The following is a 16,113-nucleotide window of genomic DNA, read 5'->3' as shown; positions in this document are numbered from 1 at the left end:
CTCGCCCCGACTCAGTAGGAGAAGGGGAAGCTCTTCCAGTAGGTCCGGATGCGGACCCAGATGCCGAACAAGCCCCGTGGCTCGAACAGCAGGAACATCACGATCAGCGCGCCGTAGAGCGCGATCTCGACCTCGAAGATGTTCGGGTGCTCGTTGGCCGCCGACGTGATGAACGGCAGGAACGAGGGCAGCTCGGCGGAGATGCGCGGCAGGAGCGCGATGAGCATCGCGCCCATGATCGAGCCGGAGATCGTGGCGACGCCGCCGATCAGCACCATCGCGATGAACTGCACCGACAGCAGCAGCGTGAACCGTTCGGGCCCGAAGACCCCGTTGGCGACGAACAGCAGCGACCCGCACACCCCGGCGAAGAACGAGGACAGCACGAAGGCGATGAGCTTGTACTTGCCGAGCTCCACGCCCATCACGCCGGCCGCGACGTCGCGGTCGCGCACCGCGGCCAAGGCCCGGCCGATGCGCGAGCGCGCCACGTTGCGGGCGAGCACCGCCGAGATGATCAGCACGACCAGGAACAGCCAGTAGAGCTTCTGCTCCTGCGTGAAGGCGCCGTCGCGCGTGAGGTCGGAGCCGAGGATGACCGGTTGCGGGGCCTCGCGGCCCACCTGGGCGCCGCCGGAGAGGTCGCGCCACTCCGTGAAGATGTAGCCGCCGATGACGACGAGCCCGAGGGTCACGATCGCGAGGTAGAGGCCCCGCAGCCGGGTCGCGATGGGCGCGACGAGCGCTCCCGCGAGGGCCGCTGCGATGCCGCCGCCGAGGATCCAGACCGGCACGACGTCGATGCCGAAGCCGATGTAGCGGCCCTCCGGGTCACCCGCGATGGCCGAGGCGGCGTACGCGCCCACCCCGACGAAGAACGCGTGCCCCAGGGACACCTGGCCCGCGTACCCGACGAGCAGGTTCAGGCCGATCGCGCCGATCGCCAGCACCAGACCGGTGCCGAGGATCTTGAGCAGGTCGTCGGAGGTCGTCAGCGGCAGCAGTGCGGCGAGCACCACGATGGCCAGCACGCCCAGCTGCTTGGGCCGCGTGTTGAGCATCGCCATGTCCTGGCGGTACGACGTGTAGAGGTCGGGCCGGCCCCACACACGGCGGGAGCGGCGGGCCTCCGGCGCCGTGCCCTCGGGCTTCTGGGCCGACTTCCTCTGGCCCGACTTCCTCTGGGGCGAGATCGTGCTCATACGCGCTCGACCTCCTTCGTGCCGAAGAGTCCATGAGGTCGCACGAGGAGCACGACCATCATCAGGACGTAGGGCGCGAGGGTGCCCGTGTTGGTGGACAGGTTCGGGAACAGGTCGCTGTGATAGGCCCGCACGAGCGCCTCGACGACCCCGACCAGGAGCCCGGCGACGACGGCGCCACCCAGCGAGTCGAGCCCGCCGACGATGATGACCGGCAGCGCGGCGAGCGCGACCACCCAGAACGTCTGGTCGATCGGGTTGCCGGCCGCGGCGAACACCCCGGCCAGAGCGGCCAGGCCGCCCGCGAGGGCCCACGAGAGCGCGAAGACCGCACCGACGCTGACGCCCTGCGCCATCGCGGCCTCCTGGTCGAGGGCCGCGGCCCGCATCGCGAGTCCGGTCGAGCTCAGGCGGAAGAACAGCATCAGCGCGACGACCACGACCACCATGGCGATGAGCGCGGCGATGTGTCGCTGCTGCACCTGGACGTCGCCGATCAAGACGGTGTCGAGACCCCACGGGTCGCCCACCAAGAGCGGGTCGGTGCCGACGAAGGCCCCTGCCACGACGCGGACCACGATGTCGACGCCGATCGTGATGATGGCGATGACGAAGACCGCCTTGCCGACCATCGGCCGGATCGCGACGCGCTCGACGGCCAGCGCCACGAGCGCGATGCCGAGCGTGCCGAGCACGACGGCGAGCCAGAAGCCGAAACGCGGGGTCAGGTAGCTGACCAGGATGGCCCCGGCCATCATGAACGCCGGCTGCGCGAAGCTGACGACCTTCATCGACTTGTAGATGATGACGAACCCGAGGGCCAGCAGGACGTAGATCGCGCCCTGGCCGAGTCCCCCGGAGAACGCGGTCAGGAACCCCGTCATGACGCTCCCCCGGTCGTGTACATCTCGGCGATGAGCTCGCCGAAGATCTGGTTGATCGCCGACCGCTTCACCTTCTGGGTCGCGGTCAGCTCGCCGTCCTCGTGGTCGAGCTCCTTCGGCAGCAGCCGGAAGTCCTTGAGCTGCTCGACGGAGGAGAACTGCGCGTTGACCTCCTTGACGACGCCCTGCACGAGCTCGAGGACCTCGGGCTTGCGGCTGAGGTCGTGGTAGGTCGTGAAGCCGAGACCGCGGCGCTGCGCCCACTCCCCGACCGTGTCGAGCTCGATGCCGATCAGCGCCGCGAGGTACTTGCGGCCGTCGCCGACGACGACGGCCTCCTTGACGAACGGCGACGCCTTGAGCGCGTTCTCGATCTCCGAGGGCGAGACGTTCTTGCCGCCCGAGGTGATGATGATGTCCTTCATGCGGTCGGTGATCGCCAGGTGCGTGCCGTCGACCCACGTGCCGACGTCGCCGGTGTGGAGCCACCCGTCGGCGTCGACGGCCTGGGCGGTGGCCTCGGGGTTGCGCCAGTAGCCGGCGAAGTTCCCGGCGTGACGGGTGAGGACCTCACCGGTCTGGTCGTCGAGACGGACCTCGGCTCCCTCGAGCGGCTCCCCCACCGTGCCGAGCTTGACCCGACCCGGGCGGTTGGCGGTGGCGACGGCCGTGTTCTCGGTCATCCCGTAGACCTCGTGCACCTTGACGCCGATGCCCATGAAGAAGCGGAGCACGTCGGGCGCGATCGGCGCCGCGCCGCTCGAGGCGTACCGCACGCGGCGCAGGCCCAGGCGGCTCTGGAGCGCGCGGAAGAACAGCGGCCAGCCGATCGCGTAGCGGATGCGGGTGCCGACGGTGTGGCTGCCGCCGTTCTCGACGAGCACGGCGCCGATGTGGTCGGCCTGCTTCATCCAGAACCGCGCGTAGGCGCGCTTGACCCGGGTGGCCGAGTCGAGCTTGATGCGCGCCGTCGCGAGCAGCTTCTCCCAGATGCGCGGCACGGCGAAGAACAGCGTGGGCTGGATCTCGCGGAGGTTGGCCGGCACCGTGTCGATCGACTCGGCGAAGTTCGTCTGCACCCCGGCACCCGCGTTGAACCACGTGCTGAAGAAGCGCTCGGCGACGTGGCACAGAGGCAGGTATGACAGCGTGAGGTCGTCCTCGCCCGGGGCCGGGTCGACGAAGCTGTTCCGGTCGAAGACCGTGTGCATCGCGAACGCACAGTTCGCGAACGTGAGCATCGCGCCCTTGGGCGGTCCCGTCGTGCCGGACGTGTAGACGAGCGTCATGACGTCGTCGGGCTGCGCCTGCTCGATGAGCGCCTCGACCGCACCCGGGTGCGCCGCACGGTGCTCCGCGCCGAGCTCGAGCAGGTGGGTCCACGAGCGCAGTCGGGGCTCGTCGTAGCGACCCACGATGCCGCGGGGCTCCACGTGGATCAGGTGCTGCAGGTCGGGCGTCTGGTCGGCGACGTCGAGCGCTTTGTCGAGCTGCTCCTGGTCCTCCGCGAGGTGCACCTTCGCCCCGCTGTGGCCCAGCAGGTATCCGACCTCCGCGGCCGGGTTGGTGGGGTAGAGACCCACCGTCGTGCCGCGGACCGCGACCGTCGCGAGGTCGAGGATCAGCCACTCGGGCCGGTTCTCGGACTGGATCGAGACCCGGTCGCCCGGCTCCACGCCCAGCGCGAGCAGGCCGTGCCCGACCGTCACGACGAGGCCCCAGTACTCGGCCCAGGTGATCTCCTGCCAGACGCCGTAGTCCTTGCGGCGCATCGCGATGCCGTGGGGCGAGCGGGCCGCGCGGTCACGGACCCGCGTGACGATGGTGTCGTCGACGTGCACCGCTGCCGGTGCGGTCTCGAGCGCGGTCACGGGCGCACCTCCTCGGCCTCGACGGCGGCGGAGTGGATCTCCGCCGGGGTGGCGTCGGCCGCCGGGGCGTCGGGCACGGTGTCGAGATCGCCGCCCAGGTAGGCCGCGACGACCCGCGGGTCGCGCTGCACCTCGGCGGGCGTGCCGGTCGTGACGGGCACGCCGAAGTCCAGCACCATGACGCGGTCGGCGAGGTCCATGACCAGGCCCATGTCGTGCTCGACCATGATCATCGAGACCCCCAGCTCGCCGCGGATGTCGGAGATGAACCGGGCCATGTCCTCGGTCTCCTCCAGGTTCATGCCGGCCACCGGCTCGTCGAGCAGCAGCAGGCGGGGCTCCATGGCCAGGGCGCGGCCGAGCTCGACGCGCTTCTGCACGCCGTACGGCAGCAGGCCGACGGGCATCGCGCGCCAGGCGGCGAGACCCAGGAAGTCGACGATCTCCTCGACGGCACGGCGGTGCTGCAGCTCGGCCTTGCGCGCCCGGCCGAGCCAGACGAGGGCCGAGAGCGTGCCGTAGCCGATGTGCTGGTGGCGGCCCAGCATGAGGTTGTCGATGACCGTCAGGTTCGCGAAGAGCTCGATGTTCTGGAACGTGCGGGCGACCCCGCGGCGGGCGATCGCGGCCGGCCGCGCCCCGTCCAGCCGCTTGCCGTCGAGCGTCAGCCGCCCCTGCTGGGGCCGGTAGACGCCCGAGATGACGTTGAAGATGCTGGTCTTGCCGGCGCCGTTCGGGCCGATCACGGCGAACAGCTCGTCGGGCAGCACCTCGAAGCTCACGCCGTCGATCGCGGTGACCTGACCGAACTTCAGCTGCACGTCCTCGACCGTGAGGACCGGCTCCCGCGGTGCGGCGTGCGCACCACCCGTCGTCGGGGTGCTCATGACGCCCACCTCTTCCGTCGCCGGTAGTGCTTGAGGTCGCGGTAGCTGGTGCGGTCGCCCTCGGCACCGAGGCCGAGGTAGAACTCGCGGATGTCGTCGTCGGCGAGCAGCTGGGCGGCCGGACGGTCCATCACGATGCGACCGGTCTCGGCGACGTAGCCGTGGTGCGCGATCTGCAGCGCCATCGTGGCGTTCTGCTCGACCAGCAGCACCCCGGTGCCCTGGGCGTTGATCTCGACGATGATGTCGCGGATCTGCGCCACGACCAGCGGGGCGAGGCCCAGGCTCGGCTCGTCGAGCAGGAGGAACCGGGGGTCCGACATCATCGACCGCCCGATGGCGAGCATCTGCTGCTCGCCGCCCGAGAGGTAGCCGGCCTGCCCGGAGCGACGCTCCTGCAGGCGCGGGAAGAGGTCGTAGACCCGGGCGAGGTTGGTCTTGAGGTCCTTGCGGGCCACGTGGGCGCCGACCCGCAGGTTCTCCTCGACGCTGAGCTCCTTGAAGACGCGCCGACCCTCGAGCACGTGCCGCACGCCTCGCTTGGCGAGGGCCGTGGGGCTCAGGGCGCTGACGTCCTCGTCGCCCAGGTAGACGGCGCCCTTGCGGATCGAGCCCTCGTGGATGTCGAGCATCCCCGAGAGCGCACGGAGGACGGTGGTCTTGCCGGAGCCGTTTGCACCCAGCAGAGCGACGATCTTCCCGTCCGGGACCTCCAGCGACACCCCCCTGGCAGCCAGGACGACGTCGTCGTAGACGACTTCGAGATTCTTCACGCTCAGCACGACCGGAATCCCCACCCTCTCCCTCAACAGTGACTCGCGTCACACGGTGTGGCCAGAGTGTGTCCCACGTCACAGGTCAGCCGCAAGCAAATCGCCGAAGTCGGCCGAACTTTCTGAACACACCCGTTGCCTGATGCATCCATCTCCCGTCCAGGCGTGAAATCGAGCGTCCAGGGGAGGCTCGAGCGGCGACAGGAGAACTCCTGGACCGTCTCGGAACGGCGGACAGTAAGGTCTGCCTCATGACTGAGTACCGCATCGAGCACGACACCATGGGCGAGGTCCGCGTCCCGGCCGACGCCCTCTGGCGAGCCCAGACGCAGCGAGCCGTCGAGAACTTCCCGATCTCCGGCACGCCCATCGAGTCGGCCCAGATCAAGGCGCTCGCGCAGATCAAGGCCGCCTGCGCCTCGGCCAACGCCGAGCTGGGCATCCTCGACGCCGACGTCGCCGCCGCGATCGTCTCCGCCGCCGAGGAGGTCGCCACGGGCCAGCACGACGCGCACTTCCCGATCGACGTCTTCCAGACCGGCTCGGGCACGTCGAGCAACATGAACACCAACGAGGTCATCGCGACGCTCGCCACCCGCACGCTGGGCAGCGAGGTGCACCCGAACGACCACGTCAACGCCTCGCAGTCGAGCAACGACGTCTTCCCGACCTCGATCCACGTCGCCGCGACCGCCTCGGCCACGAACGAGCTGCTGCCGGCGCTCGACCACCTCGCGCAGAGCCTCGAGCGCAAGGCCTCCGAGTTCGCGCAGGTCGTGAAGTCGGGCCGCACCCACCTGATGGACGCCACGCCCGTCACGCTGGGCCAGGAGTTCGGCGGCTACGCCGCACAGATCCGCAAGGGCATCGGTCGCGTCGAGTCGGCGCTCCCGGCCGCGGCCGAGGTCCCGCTCGGCGGCACCGCGGTCGGCACCGGCATCAACACCCCCATCGGCTTCCCCCAGCGCGTCATCGAGCTGCTGGCCGAGCGCACGGGCCTGCCGATCACCGAGGCGAGCGACCACTTCGAGGCGCAGAGCGCCCGCGACGGCCTGGTCGAGCTCTCGGGCCAGCTGAGGACCATCGCGGTCAGCCTCACGAAGATCTGCAACGACCTGCGCTGGATGGGCTCCGGCCCCCGCACGGGTCTGGGCGAGATCAACCTGCCCGACCTGCAGCCCGGCTCGAGCATCATGCCCGGCAAGGTCAACCCGGTCCTGCCCGAGGCGACGCTCATGGTCGCGGCGCAGGTCATCGGCAACGACGCGACGATCGCGACGGCCGGCGCGTCGGGCTCGTTCGAGCTCAACGTCATGCTGCCCGTGATCGGCCGCAACATCCTGGAGTCGATCCGCCTCATCGGCAACGCCTCACGCGTGCTGGCCGACCGCTGCATCGACGGCATCACGGCCAACGAGGAGCGCTGCCTGGAGCTCGCCGAGTCGAGCCCCTCGGTCGTCACCCCCCTCAACCGCCACATCGGCTACGAGAACGCGGCCAAGGTCGCCAAGATCGCGGTCAAGGAGCGCAAGACGATCCGCGAGGTCGTCGTGCAGGAGGGCTACGTCGAGCGCGGCGACCTCACCGAGGAGCAGCTCGACACGGCCCTCGACGTCATGAGCATGACCCACCCCTGAGCCTGGGCGAGCCCGTGAACCGCCCGTCACCGGACCGGATGCCGTGGTGACGGACAAGCGGCATGGACCAGGGACGGTCGGTCGCGGCCCGGCGCACCTGACCACCTCCCCCAGATGTGTGCACTTTCCGACCTCGAGTGGGCAATTTCAGGTCGGTTCGTGCACACATCTGGCTGCACATCACTCCTGGCGGGCGAGCACGATGCCTTCCTCGGAGTAGACCGTGGTCCACGTGCCGCCGTGCTCGCTCTCGGCCCAGGTCGTGGGCTCCAGGGGTGAGCCGATCCCGACGCCGGTGTCGAACAGGACGTACTCGGGCGTGACGTCGCCGATCGTGCCGGTCCAGTAGGCCTGGTGGTCGGTGACGACGTGGCTGAGGAGGGCGATGTCGGTCTCGACGCTCGCTCCCGCGGGGATCAGGTCGATCGCGGCGCGGGCCGCCTCGGCGCGGGGCGTGTCGCGGTAGGTCTCGGCGTCGGCGAGCTCGGTGAGCGGGGAGCCCACGAACAGCACCGCCGAGACGCCGACCCCGACGGGCACGAGCCACCGCGTGCGCGGGACGCGCTCGATCGCCTCGACCGCGGCGCAGAAGACCACCGGCATCAGCACGAGCGAGTAGTGCCACTCGATGCCCCAGTACGTCGGCACGTCGCCCGCGAACCGCCACAGGAACGTCGGCACCACGACGAGCACCCACCGCGACCACAACGCCGCGAATCCCGTGATCGCGAAGGTCAGCAGCAGCGCGCCGATCTTCGTGGCGGGCTCGGCCACCACGGTCTCGAGCAGGCCTGACTCGCCCCCCAGGTTGCCGGTGTACGCGTACTGGCCGGCGTCGTTGAAGGCCGGCAGCACCACGAGCACCGCCAGCACGAACCCGGCGGCACCAGCACCGGCCGTGATCAGTCCGAGCCGCCGCTCCCCCACCCACCAGAGCAGGGCACCGACGACCATCACCGTGATGCCGAGGTCCTCCTTCACGAAGACCAGCGGGACGCTCCAGGCCGCCACGGCCGTGTAGCGCCGCTCCACCCAGGCCGCGCCTGCCAGAGCCAGGAGCGGCGCCGCGAAGGCCACCTCGTGGAACTCGGCGTCGATCGCCGCCTGAACGCCGAACGACGTCGCGCACAGCAGGCCGAGCACCAGTCCGAGCGTCGTGCCGAGCCGCCGGAGGGCCAGCGCCGTGACGACGTAGATCGCCCACGAGACCAGCAGCACCTGCACGACCAGCAGCGTCTCCGGGCCGGGAAAGAGGCGGTAGACGGGCGCCGCGAGCGCGGTGACGGGCGAGAAGTGGTCGCCCAGGACGTGGAAGTCCGGGCCCTTCACGTCGACGATCGGGGCCGATAGATCGGCGTACCCGCTGATCGCCTGCTCGAAGATCGCCAGGTCCCACGACCGCACCTCGAACCGCGCCAGGTGTCGCAGCGCGAGGACGCCGTAGGCGACCGCGGCCACGCCGGCCACGACGGCCGCGAGGACCCGCTCCCGCGTCATCCCAGCGTGAGGTTCTCGCCCGTGTCCGGGTCGAACAGGGCGATCGCGTCGTGCGGGACGACGACGTGCAGCGACTGACCGGCGCGCACCGTCGTGCCCGACGGCACCTCCGCCACCAGGAAGTCCTGGAAGAGGTCGAACTCGAACATCTCCTCGACCTCGTCCAGCACCTCGGCCAGCGCCGGGTCGAGGTCGAAGCCCAGGAAGGCGTACTGAGTGCGGGCGCGCCACTCCACGTCGTCGACCCGCGTCGTGAACTCCACGCCCCCGGCGACGTCGACCCCGCCGCGGGTCGCGTCACGGCAGTCCTCGGGGCGCACGCCGGCGATCACGACGGGACGGTCCCCGATCGCGCGACCGAGCCGCTCGTCGACGAAGATCGTCGCGAGCGGTGTGACCAGCTGGTCGCCGTCGCGGAACGCGGGCAGCAGGTTCATCGGTGGTGAGCCGAGGTAGCCGGCGACGAACATGTCGGCCGGTCGGTCGTACAGGTCGTCCGGCGATCCGACCTGCCGGATGCGGCCCTGGTGGAGCACCGCGACGCGAGTGGCGAGGCTGAGGGCCTCGTCGACCGACGAGGTCGCGACCAGCGAGGTGCGCTCCCGCTCGGCCTGCCAATGCAGCACGACCGAGCGCAGGTGCGGCCGGACCCGCTCCGACTGCGCGGCGAACGGGTCGTCGAACAACCACACGCTCGCGTCGCGCACGAGACTGCGACCGATCGCGACGCGCTGCTGCTGGTCGGCGCCCAGCCGGTCCGGACGCAGGTCGAGGACGTCGCGCAGCGCGAGCTCGTCGACGACCTGCTCGACCCGCTCGGCCAGCTGCTCGCGGTCGTGGCGACGGCGCAGCGTGGCCGCGAACGTGAGGTTGTCGAGCGCATCGCGCCGCGGGTGCAGGGCGTGGTCGGCGAAGACCATGGCGACGTCGCGGCGGCGTGGACCACGCCCGGTGACGTCGACGTCATCGATCAGGACCTCGCCGGAGTCGGGCGCCTGGAGCCCCGCGATCGTGCGGAGCAACGTCGTGCGAGCCAGGGCCGACGGACCGATCACGGCCACGGACTCACCGTCGGCGAGGTCCAGGTCGACGGCGTCGAGCAGCGGCTGGCCGCCGGGCCCGAGCACGGTGACGCCGCGCAGCTGCAGGGAACTCATCGGTACGACCCTCCCAGAAGTCGGGTGATGGTGCGGGGGACCACGAGCGCCAGGAGCGCGACGGGCAGGGCCCAGCAGATGCCGGTGGCCGCGACGAGCGCGACCGACGACGGATCCTGGGCACGGTCCAGGAGCAGCACCGGCAGGGTGGTGGACTGGGGCCCGGTGACGGACGCGGCCAGCGCTAGGTCCTGCGCCGTGACGACGACGGTGAGCGCCATGCCGACGACCAGCGCAGGCCCGACGGTGGGCACCAGGACGCGGACGGCGATCCCGAATGGCCCGGCACCGTCGACCCGGGCGGAGTCGACGACGCTCCACGGCACGGCACCCAGTGCAGCGGTGAAGACCCAGGTCGTCAGCGGCACGGCGATCGCGAGCTGGACCAGGGCGACCCGCAGCAGCGCGGAGCCCTCGAAGGGCCCTCCGAGCCCCAGCACCAGGTCACCCCCGCCGACGGCGAGGGCGACGCCCGGCAGCAGGGTGGACGCGATCGCGATCGTCCGCACGAGGCGGCGCGGAAGCCAGCGGGTGCGGACGATCAGCGCCGCCAGGCCCAGCGACGGCAGGGCGGCGACCAGGGTGGCCAGACCTGCGGCGCACACGGACAGTGCGGCGGCGTCCCGCACGGCCCCGTCGTCGGCGAGCGACCTGAAGCCGCCTCCGCCCCAGGCCTGGGGCCAGAGCGAGGTCGGCGTGCCACCGTCGCCCGTCGCGAGGGTGACGAGCCACAGCAGGGGGACGAGCGTGAACACGGCGAACGCCTCGGCACCGAGCACGGCCCAGACGGAGATCGGCCGTGGCGAGTCGGCCACGAGCACGCCCCAGGCGGCGGTGGCCATGAGGAGCGCCGCCACGACGACGCCGAGCACCTGGTCGGGCGGCGGGACCGCGAAGATCGCGAGGTTCGCGAGGGCGAAGCCCAGCACGAACGCGACGAACGAGGCCGAGAGCCGGGAGCGCACCGACGGGATCGTGGGCGTCATCGGGCCCTCACCAACCGCGCCAGCACGAGGGTCAGCCCGGCGCCCACGAGCGCCAGCACGACCAGGACCACCCCGGCGGCCGCGGCCGGTCCGGTTGCGAAGGTGCCGAACGCGTTGTCGGCCACCAGGGCGGAACCGGTGGTGCGGAACGAGCCCGGCTCACGCACCAGCAGCGGCCCGTCGAGCAGCCGCCAGGCGTCGAGCAGCCGGAACACCAAGATCGCCACGAGGGCTGGGGCCAGCGCGGGCCACACGACGCGCCACCACCGCTGCCAGGGCGTGGCTCCGTCGGCCAGCGCCGCGTCGAGCAGCGGTGCGGGGACACGGGAGAGGCCCGCGTGCACCAGCACGACGACCAGTCCGGTCGTGCGCCAGAGCTCACCGAGCACCACGCCGACCAGCAGCGTGGTCGGACCGGAGCCGTCGAGGTCGAACCACGTGGCGAGGAAGCCGCGGTCGACCGCGGCGCGACCCGCCTGGGCTCCGACGACGAGACCGATGCCGGCCGGCACGAGAGCGAGCAGACGCGCCGGCCACCACACGAGCGACAGGTGCCACAGCGCCACCGCGAAGGCCAGGGCGAGCACGAGCTGCACCAGCACGAGCGAGCCCGTGACGACCGCGGTCGTGGCGATCGTCGCCCACCACTGCGAGGAGCCGAGCACGGCCGAGTACTGGTCGAACCCGACCCACCCGCCGGAGCCGCCCAGGCCCGAGTCGGTCAGCGACAGCCAGACGAGGCGCCCCAGCGGGACGAGCACGACCGCCAGGAGCAGCAGCAGCCCAGGGGCGCCCCGGAGCAGCTGGCCCCGCGTCGCCGGACGGCGTGCGTCGACGATCTCCAGGGTGCTCACGACAGGCCTCCGTCGCGCAGGCGGCGGGCCTCGGCAGCGCTCTCGGCCGGCGTCTCGGGACCCACCGCCGTGACCGGCGTCCAGGTCGTGTCGATCGACCGCGCGAGCGACGCGTAGTCGGCGGAGGCAGGCTCGGGCGCACCGTCGGCCAGTGCGGAGGCGACGACCTGCGGGCTGATCACGAGATCGGCCACCTCGGCCGACGTGAGCACCTCCGCCAGCGTGGGCAGGTGTCCGGTGGCGGACACCAGCTCGGCCTGCGCGGGGGCCGCCGTGAGGCACGTGACGGCGTCGAAGGCGGTGTCCAGATCCGCCGCCCCTGACGTCACCGCCAGCGCGGTGCCCGAGAGCGGCGGGCGGGAGGTCTCGGAGGTCGACGACGTCAGCGGGTAGGGGGCGACGCGGAGCTCGCCGAGGACCGGCGCCAGGGCGTCGGACGCCACGAGCGAGACGGGGCCGACCAGGAAGCTCCCGCCGGGTCCCGCGAACGTCGACGCCGCCTCGTCCGACGGGCCGGGCCCGATCTGCGAGGCCGCGTACGTGCGGACGACGGACGCCGCGGCGCTGCCGGCCGTGCCGTCGAGCGCCTCGAGGAGCTCGTCGACACCGAGGTCGGGCTCGTCGGCGGCCCCCGCCACGAGGGCCCGCACCCAGTCGGCCGGCGTGCCCGCCACCTGGACGGACCCGCCGACGCGCGCGGCTCCGGCGCTGAGGAGGTCCCACGTGACCGCCTCGGTCATGTCGAGACCCGCCCGTTCGGCGACCGAGCCGCGGTGGAAGAGCACCTGCGGCTCGTACCACCACGGGGCCGCCACGAGCGTGCCGTCGACCGTGACCGCGGCGACGGAGGACTCCGACCGTCCCTCCTTCAGGTCGGCCGCGACACCCGCCGGCACGTCGGCGAGGAGGTCGGTGCCCGCGAGCTCCCCGACCAGGGCCGTGTCGACGCCGACCAGGTCGAGGTCGTCGCCCGTGCTGAGGCGCCGGACGAGGTCGGTACGGCGCTCCTGCGCGGAGGCGGGCGCCTCGACGAGCTCGATGCGGTAGGCCCCCTCCGAGTCGTCGCTGCAGCTCCGGGCGACCGCGGCGTAGGCACCTGCGTCGTCGACGTACCAGCGCAGGCTCTCGGGGTCGCCGTCACCGGCGTCGTCCGCCCCCACGGCACACGACGCGAGGCTCCCCATGACGACGGCGCTCGCCGCGAGGGCAGCGACGCGCGCCCTCCCTCGGCTGGTCACGGGACCACTGTCGCACAAGGAAGGGCGCACGCCGTGCTGCTCGGGGGGCTGCTCGGTACGGCTGCTCGGCGGGGCTGCTGGGCGGGCCCTCAGAGAGTGACGTCCTCCAGCATCTCGGTCACGAGCGCCGCGACGGGCGAACGCTCGGACCGGGTGAGGGTCACGTGCGCGAAGAGCGGGTGACCCTTGAGCTTCTCGACCACCGCGACGACGCCGTCGTGACGACCGACCCGCAGGTTGTCGCGCTGGGCGACGTCATGGGTCAGCACGACCTTGGAGTTGGCGCCGATGCGCGAGAGCACCGTCAGCAGCACGTTGCGCTCGAGCGACTGCGCCTCGTCGACGATGACGAACGCGTCGTGGAGCGAGCGGCCGCGGATGTGCGTCAGCGGCAGGACCTCGAGCATCTGGCGGTCGAGGATCTCGTCGATGACGGCCTGGGACGTCATCGCGCCGAGCGTGTCGAAGACCGCCTGGGCCCACGGCCCCATCTTCTCGGACTCGCTGCCGGGCAGGTAGCCGAGCTCCTGGCCGCCGACGGCGTACAGCGGGCGGAAGACGACGACCTTCTTGTGCTGGCCGCGCTCGAGCGTGGCCTCGAGGCCGGCGCAGATCGCCATCGCCGACTTGCCGGTGCCGGCGCGGCCGCCGAGCGACACGATGCCGATCTCCGGGTCGAGCAGGAGGTCGAGCGCGACGCGCTGCTCGGCCGAGCGGCCGTGGATGCCGAAGGCCTCCCGGTCGCCGCGCACCAGCTGCACCTGCTTGTCGGCCGTGACGCGGCCGAGTCCGCTCCCCTTGTCACTCAGGAGCACCAGGCCCGTGTGGCACGGGAGGTCGGCCGCACCGGGCGCGTCGAGGGTCGTCAGGTCGAGCGTGCCGGTCTCGTAGAGCACGTCGAGGTCAGCGACGTCGACCTCGAGCTCACGCATGCCGGTCCACCCCGACTCGAGAGCCAGCTCGGCCCGGTACTCCTCGGCCGCGAGGCCGACCGCGGAGGCCTTGACGCGCATCGGCAGGTCCTTGGAGACCAGCGTGACGGCCCGACCCTCGTCGGCGAGGTTCTTCGCGACGCTGAGGATGCGGGTGTCGTTGTCGCCCAGGCGGAAGCCGGCCGGGAGCGACGAGGAGTCGATGTGGTTGAGCTCCACCCGCAGGGTGCCGCCCTCCTCACCGATCGGGAGCGGCGCGTCGAGCGTGCCGTGGACCACGCGGAGGTCGTCGAGGTACCGGAGGGCCGACCGGGCGAAGTAGCCCAGCTCGGGATGGTGGCGCTTGGCCTCCAGCTCGGTGATGACGACCACCGGGACGACGACCTCGTGCTCATGGAACCGGGTCAGTGCGCCCGGGTCAGCCAGAAGAACGCTGGTGTCGATGACGTACGTGCGTCGCATGCTCTCGTTCACAGCCACAGCTGTCTCCTACCGAGCCCGCGCGCGCCCTGCGCCGGCCCTAGTCGTCGGTGCGAGTGGGGCGGTCGAAGTCAGGGGCGAGCATCAACACACTCGCAAAGTACGCCCGCCGGAGCGTCGATCCGAGACGACACGCTGAGCCGCGCGTTTCGCTCAGGTGAACACTGCGTCAGGTGCCGAAGCGGCGCTCGCGGTTGGCGTAGGAGCGCACCGCGCGCAGCAGGTCGACGCGTCGCAGCGCGGGCCACAGGACGTCGGTGAAGTAGAACTCCGAGTGCACCGACTGCCAGAGCAGGAAGCCCGAGAGCCGCTGCTCGCCGGAGGTGCGGATCACGAGGTCGGGGTCGGGCTGGCCCTTGGTGTACAGGTGCTCGGCGATGTCGTCGACCACGAGCGTGCTGGCGACGTCCTCGAGCGACCGGCCCTTGGAGGACTCCTCCAGGAGCAGCGAGCGCATCGCATCGGTGAGCTCCTGGCGTCCGCCGTACCCGACGCAGATGTTGACGACGAGCTCGGTGCCCGCGCTGTTCTCGGTGGCGCGCTTGAGCCTGGCGGCCGACTCGGCCGGCAGCAGGTCGAGGCTGCCGATGAGCCGCAGGTTCCAGCGGCCGTCGTCGGCGAGCCGCTCCACGAGCTCCTCGACGGCGTCGAGGATGCCGCGCACCTCGCTCTCGGGACGCTGGAGGTTGTCGGTCGAGAGCACCCAGAACGTGACGATGCGCACGCCGAGCTCGTGGCACCAGCCGAGGAACTCGTCGATCTTGGCGGCCCCGGCCTGGTAGCCGCTCTCGAGGTCGCGGCCGGCATCCTTGGCCCATCGGCGGTTGCCGTCGACGATGGCACCGATGTGGTGGGGGAGGCGCTGTTCGTCGAGTCGCCGCGCGAGGCGGCGCTCGTACGCTCCGTACGCCAGGGAGCTCAGACCCATGGGGGCTAATCTAACGCCATGCCGGAGACCTCATCGCTCACCGACGAGCCGGTACTCGGCCGTTTCCCTCGATCCGTCGACGAGATCAAGCCTCGACTGCGGGGGTGGCTGCACGCCGCGGTGGCCCCGCTGTCGTTCATCTCGTTCCTCGTCATGATGGTCATCGCCGACGACCTCACAGTGCGTCTGGGCGCCGCGGTGTTCATGGTCTCGGCGCTGCTGCTGTTCAGCTGCAGCGCGATCTACCACACGCGCACGTGGTCCGAAGAGGCCCGCGTCGTGTGGAAGCGCATCGACCACGCCAACATCTTCCTGCTCATCGCGGGCTCGTACACGCCGTTCTCGCTGCTGCTCCTGAGCACGGAGCATGCCGTCATCATGCTGAGCATCGTCTGGGGTGGCGCCCTGCTGGGCGTGGCGTTCCGGGTCTTCTGGGTCGGCGCGCCGCGCTGGATCTACGTGCCGCTGTACGTCGCGCTCGGCTGGGCCGCGGTCCTGTACTGGGGCGAGTTCGTCGACGAGGCGCCCACGGCGGTGCTCGTGCTGATGATCGTCGGCGGCGGGCTCTACACGCTCGGCGCGGTGGTCTACGGCTTCAAGTGGCCCAACCCGTGGCCCCGCTGGTTCGGCTTCCACGAGGTGTTCCACTCCCTCACGATCGCCGCCTTCGTCGTCCACTACGTCGGCATCAGCCTCCTGGCCTACACCCAACGCTGACGTACCGCTCGCGAGAGACTTTGTTACCCCTCGCGAGTGAGCTTGTTTGTGGACAGGAGTGACGAACTCT

Annotated in this window: 14 protein-coding genes; 2 read left to right on the top strand and 12 right to left on the bottom strand. The window is 71.2% G+C overall.

All coding sequences use genetic code 11. The annotated features are described in order from the left end of the window. Positions 1-11: 11 nt before the first annotated feature. The 5 genes from LO931_RS16890 to LO931_RS16870 are packed head-to-tail and all read right to left on the bottom strand — an operon-like array spanning position 12 to position 5,626. Positions 12-1,202: a branched-chain amino acid ABC transporter permease gene (locus LO931_RS16890; RefSeq protein WP_229055028.1), complete on the bottom strand. Its 1,191-nt coding sequence runs from the start codon at positions 1,200-1,202 to the stop codon at positions 12-14. Continuing rightward, positions 1,199-2,086: a branched-chain amino acid ABC transporter permease gene (locus LO931_RS16885; protein ID WP_229055027.1), complete on the bottom strand. Its 888-nt coding sequence runs from the start codon at positions 2,084-2,086 to the stop codon at positions 1,199-1,201. Before LO931_RS16885 ends, LO931_RS16890 begins: the two co-directional genes overlap by 4 nt. Next, the gene (locus LO931_RS16880; RefSeq protein ID WP_229055026.1) at positions 2,083-3,957 is read right to left on the bottom strand and encodes a long-chain fatty acid--CoA ligase; all 1,875 of its coding nucleotides are present in this window, start codon (positions 3,955-3,957) and stop codon (positions 2,083-2,085) included. The genes LO931_RS16885 and LO931_RS16880 overlap by 4 nt, the downstream gene beginning before the upstream one ends. Next, positions 3,954-4,844 carry an ABC transporter ATP-binding protein gene (locus LO931_RS16875; protein WP_229055025.1) on the bottom strand — a complete coding sequence of 297 codons (891 nt, stop codon included), beginning with the start codon at positions 4,842-4,844 and terminating at the stop codon, positions 3,954-3,956. Before LO931_RS16875 ends, LO931_RS16880 begins: the two co-directional genes overlap by 4 nt. Next, positions 4,841-5,626, bottom strand: coding sequence for an ABC transporter ATP-binding protein (locus LO931_RS16870; protein WP_304523522.1), 786 nt, complete (start codon positions 5,624-5,626; stop codon positions 4,841-4,843). Before LO931_RS16870 ends, LO931_RS16875 begins: the two co-directional genes overlap by 4 nt. 242 nt (positions 5,627-5,868) lie before the next feature. Here LO931_RS16870 and LO931_RS16865 point away from each other — a divergent pair, with 242 nt between their 5' ends. Further along, a complete protein-coding gene (locus LO931_RS16865; RefSeq protein WP_229055023.1) occupies positions 5,869-7,254 on the top strand; it encodes an aspartate ammonia-lyase in 1,386 nt (461 codons plus the stop codon). A gap of 180 nt (positions 7,255-7,434) precedes the next feature. Here the strand turns inward: LO931_RS16865 and LO931_RS16860 are convergent, their stop codons facing one another. The 7 genes from LO931_RS16860 to LO931_RS16830 form a co-directional block, all read right to left on the bottom strand. Then, on the bottom strand, positions 7,435-8,751 hold the full coding sequence (locus LO931_RS16860; RefSeq protein ID WP_229055022.1) for a DUF2079 domain-containing protein: 1,317 nt from the start codon (positions 8,749-8,751) through the stop codon (positions 7,435-7,437). Beyond that, complete coding sequence (locus LO931_RS16855) at positions 8,748-9,908, bottom strand: ABC transporter ATP-binding protein (protein ID WP_229055021.1); 1,161 nt, start codon at positions 9,906-9,908, stop codon at positions 8,748-8,750. The genes LO931_RS16860 and LO931_RS16855 overlap by 4 nt, the downstream gene beginning before the upstream one ends. Next, positions 9,905-10,894: an ABC transporter permease gene (locus LO931_RS16850; protein ID WP_229055020.1), complete on the bottom strand. Its 990-nt coding sequence runs from the start codon at positions 10,892-10,894 to the stop codon at positions 9,905-9,907. The genes LO931_RS16855 and LO931_RS16850 overlap by 4 nt, the downstream gene beginning before the upstream one ends. Next, positions 10,891-11,748, bottom strand: coding sequence for a carbohydrate ABC transporter permease (locus tag LO931_RS16845; protein WP_229055019.1), 858 nt, complete (start codon positions 11,746-11,748; stop codon positions 10,891-10,893). The genes LO931_RS16850 and LO931_RS16845 overlap by 4 nt, the downstream gene beginning before the upstream one ends. After that, positions 11,745-12,986, bottom strand: coding sequence for an extracellular solute-binding protein (locus LO931_RS16840; protein ID WP_229055018.1), 1,242 nt, complete (start codon positions 12,984-12,986; stop codon positions 11,745-11,747). Before LO931_RS16840 ends, LO931_RS16845 begins: the two co-directional genes overlap by 4 nt. A gap of 89 nt (positions 12,987-13,075) precedes the next feature. Beyond that, on the bottom strand, positions 13,076-14,380 hold the full coding sequence (locus LO931_RS16835) for a PhoH family protein (RefSeq protein ID WP_229055162.1): 1,305 nt from the start codon (positions 14,378-14,380) through the stop codon (positions 13,076-13,078). A 187-nt stretch (positions 14,381-14,567) separates the two neighbouring features. Continuing rightward, the gene (locus LO931_RS16830) at positions 14,568-15,326 is read right to left on the bottom strand and encodes an isoprenyl transferase (RefSeq protein WP_229055017.1); all 759 of its coding nucleotides are present in this window, start codon (positions 15,324-15,326) and stop codon (positions 14,568-14,570) included. 18 nt (positions 15,327-15,344) lie between these two features. Between LO931_RS16830 and LO931_RS16825 the strand changes: the two genes are divergently transcribed. Beyond that, positions 15,345-16,043: a hemolysin III family protein gene (locus tag LO931_RS16825; RefSeq protein WP_229055016.1), complete on the top strand. Its 699-nt coding sequence runs from the start codon at positions 15,345-15,347 to the stop codon at positions 16,041-16,043. Positions 16,044-16,113 lie beyond the last annotated feature (70 nt).

It is taken from the genome of Aeromicrobium sp. Leaf350 (genome assembly GCF_916858655.1).
Taxonomy (GTDB): Bacteria; Actinomycetota; Actinomycetes; order Propionibacteriales; family Nocardioidaceae; genus Aeromicrobium.
The sequence above is the reverse complement of the archived record's forward strand: the minus strand, read 5'-3'. Positions and strand labels throughout refer to the sequence as shown.

Coding starts and splice junctions, on each gene's coding strand:
- LO931_RS16890 (WP_229055028.1), bottom strand. CDS start 1,202: ATGAGCACGATCTCGCCCCAGAGGAAGTCGGGCCAGAGGAAGTCGGCC.
- LO931_RS16885 (WP_229055027.1), bottom strand. CDS start 2,086: ATGACGGGGTTCCTGACCGCGTTCTCCGGGGGACTCGGCCAGGGCGCG.
- LO931_RS16875 (WP_229055025.1), bottom strand. CDS start 4,844: ATGAGCACCCCGACGACGGGTGGTGCGCACGCCGCACCGCGGGAGCCG.
- LO931_RS16865 (WP_229055023.1), top strand. CDS start 5,869: ATGACTGAGTACCGCATCGAGCACGACACCATGGGCGAGGTCCGCGTC.
- LO931_RS16860 (WP_229055022.1), bottom strand. CDS start 8,751: ATGACGCGGGAGCGGGTCCTCGCGGCCGTCGTGGCCGGCGTGGCCGCG.
- LO931_RS16855 (WP_229055021.1), bottom strand. CDS start 9,908: ATGAGTTCCCTGCAGCTGCGCGGCGTCACCGTGCTCGGGCCCGGCGGC.
- LO931_RS16850 (WP_229055020.1), bottom strand. CDS start 10,894: ATGACGCCCACGATCCCGTCGGTGCGCTCCCGGCTCTCGGCCTCGTTC.
- LO931_RS16835 (WP_229055162.1), bottom strand. CDS start 14,380: ATGCGACGCACGTACGTCATCGACACCAGCGTTCTTCTGGCTGACCCG.
- LO931_RS16830 (WP_229055017.1), bottom strand. CDS start 15,326: ATGGGTCTGAGCTCCCTGGCGTACGGAGCGTACGAGCGCCGCCTCGCG.
- LO931_RS16825 (WP_229055016.1), top strand. CDS start 15,345: ATGCCGGAGACCTCATCGCTCACCGACGAGCCGGTACTCGGCCGTTTC.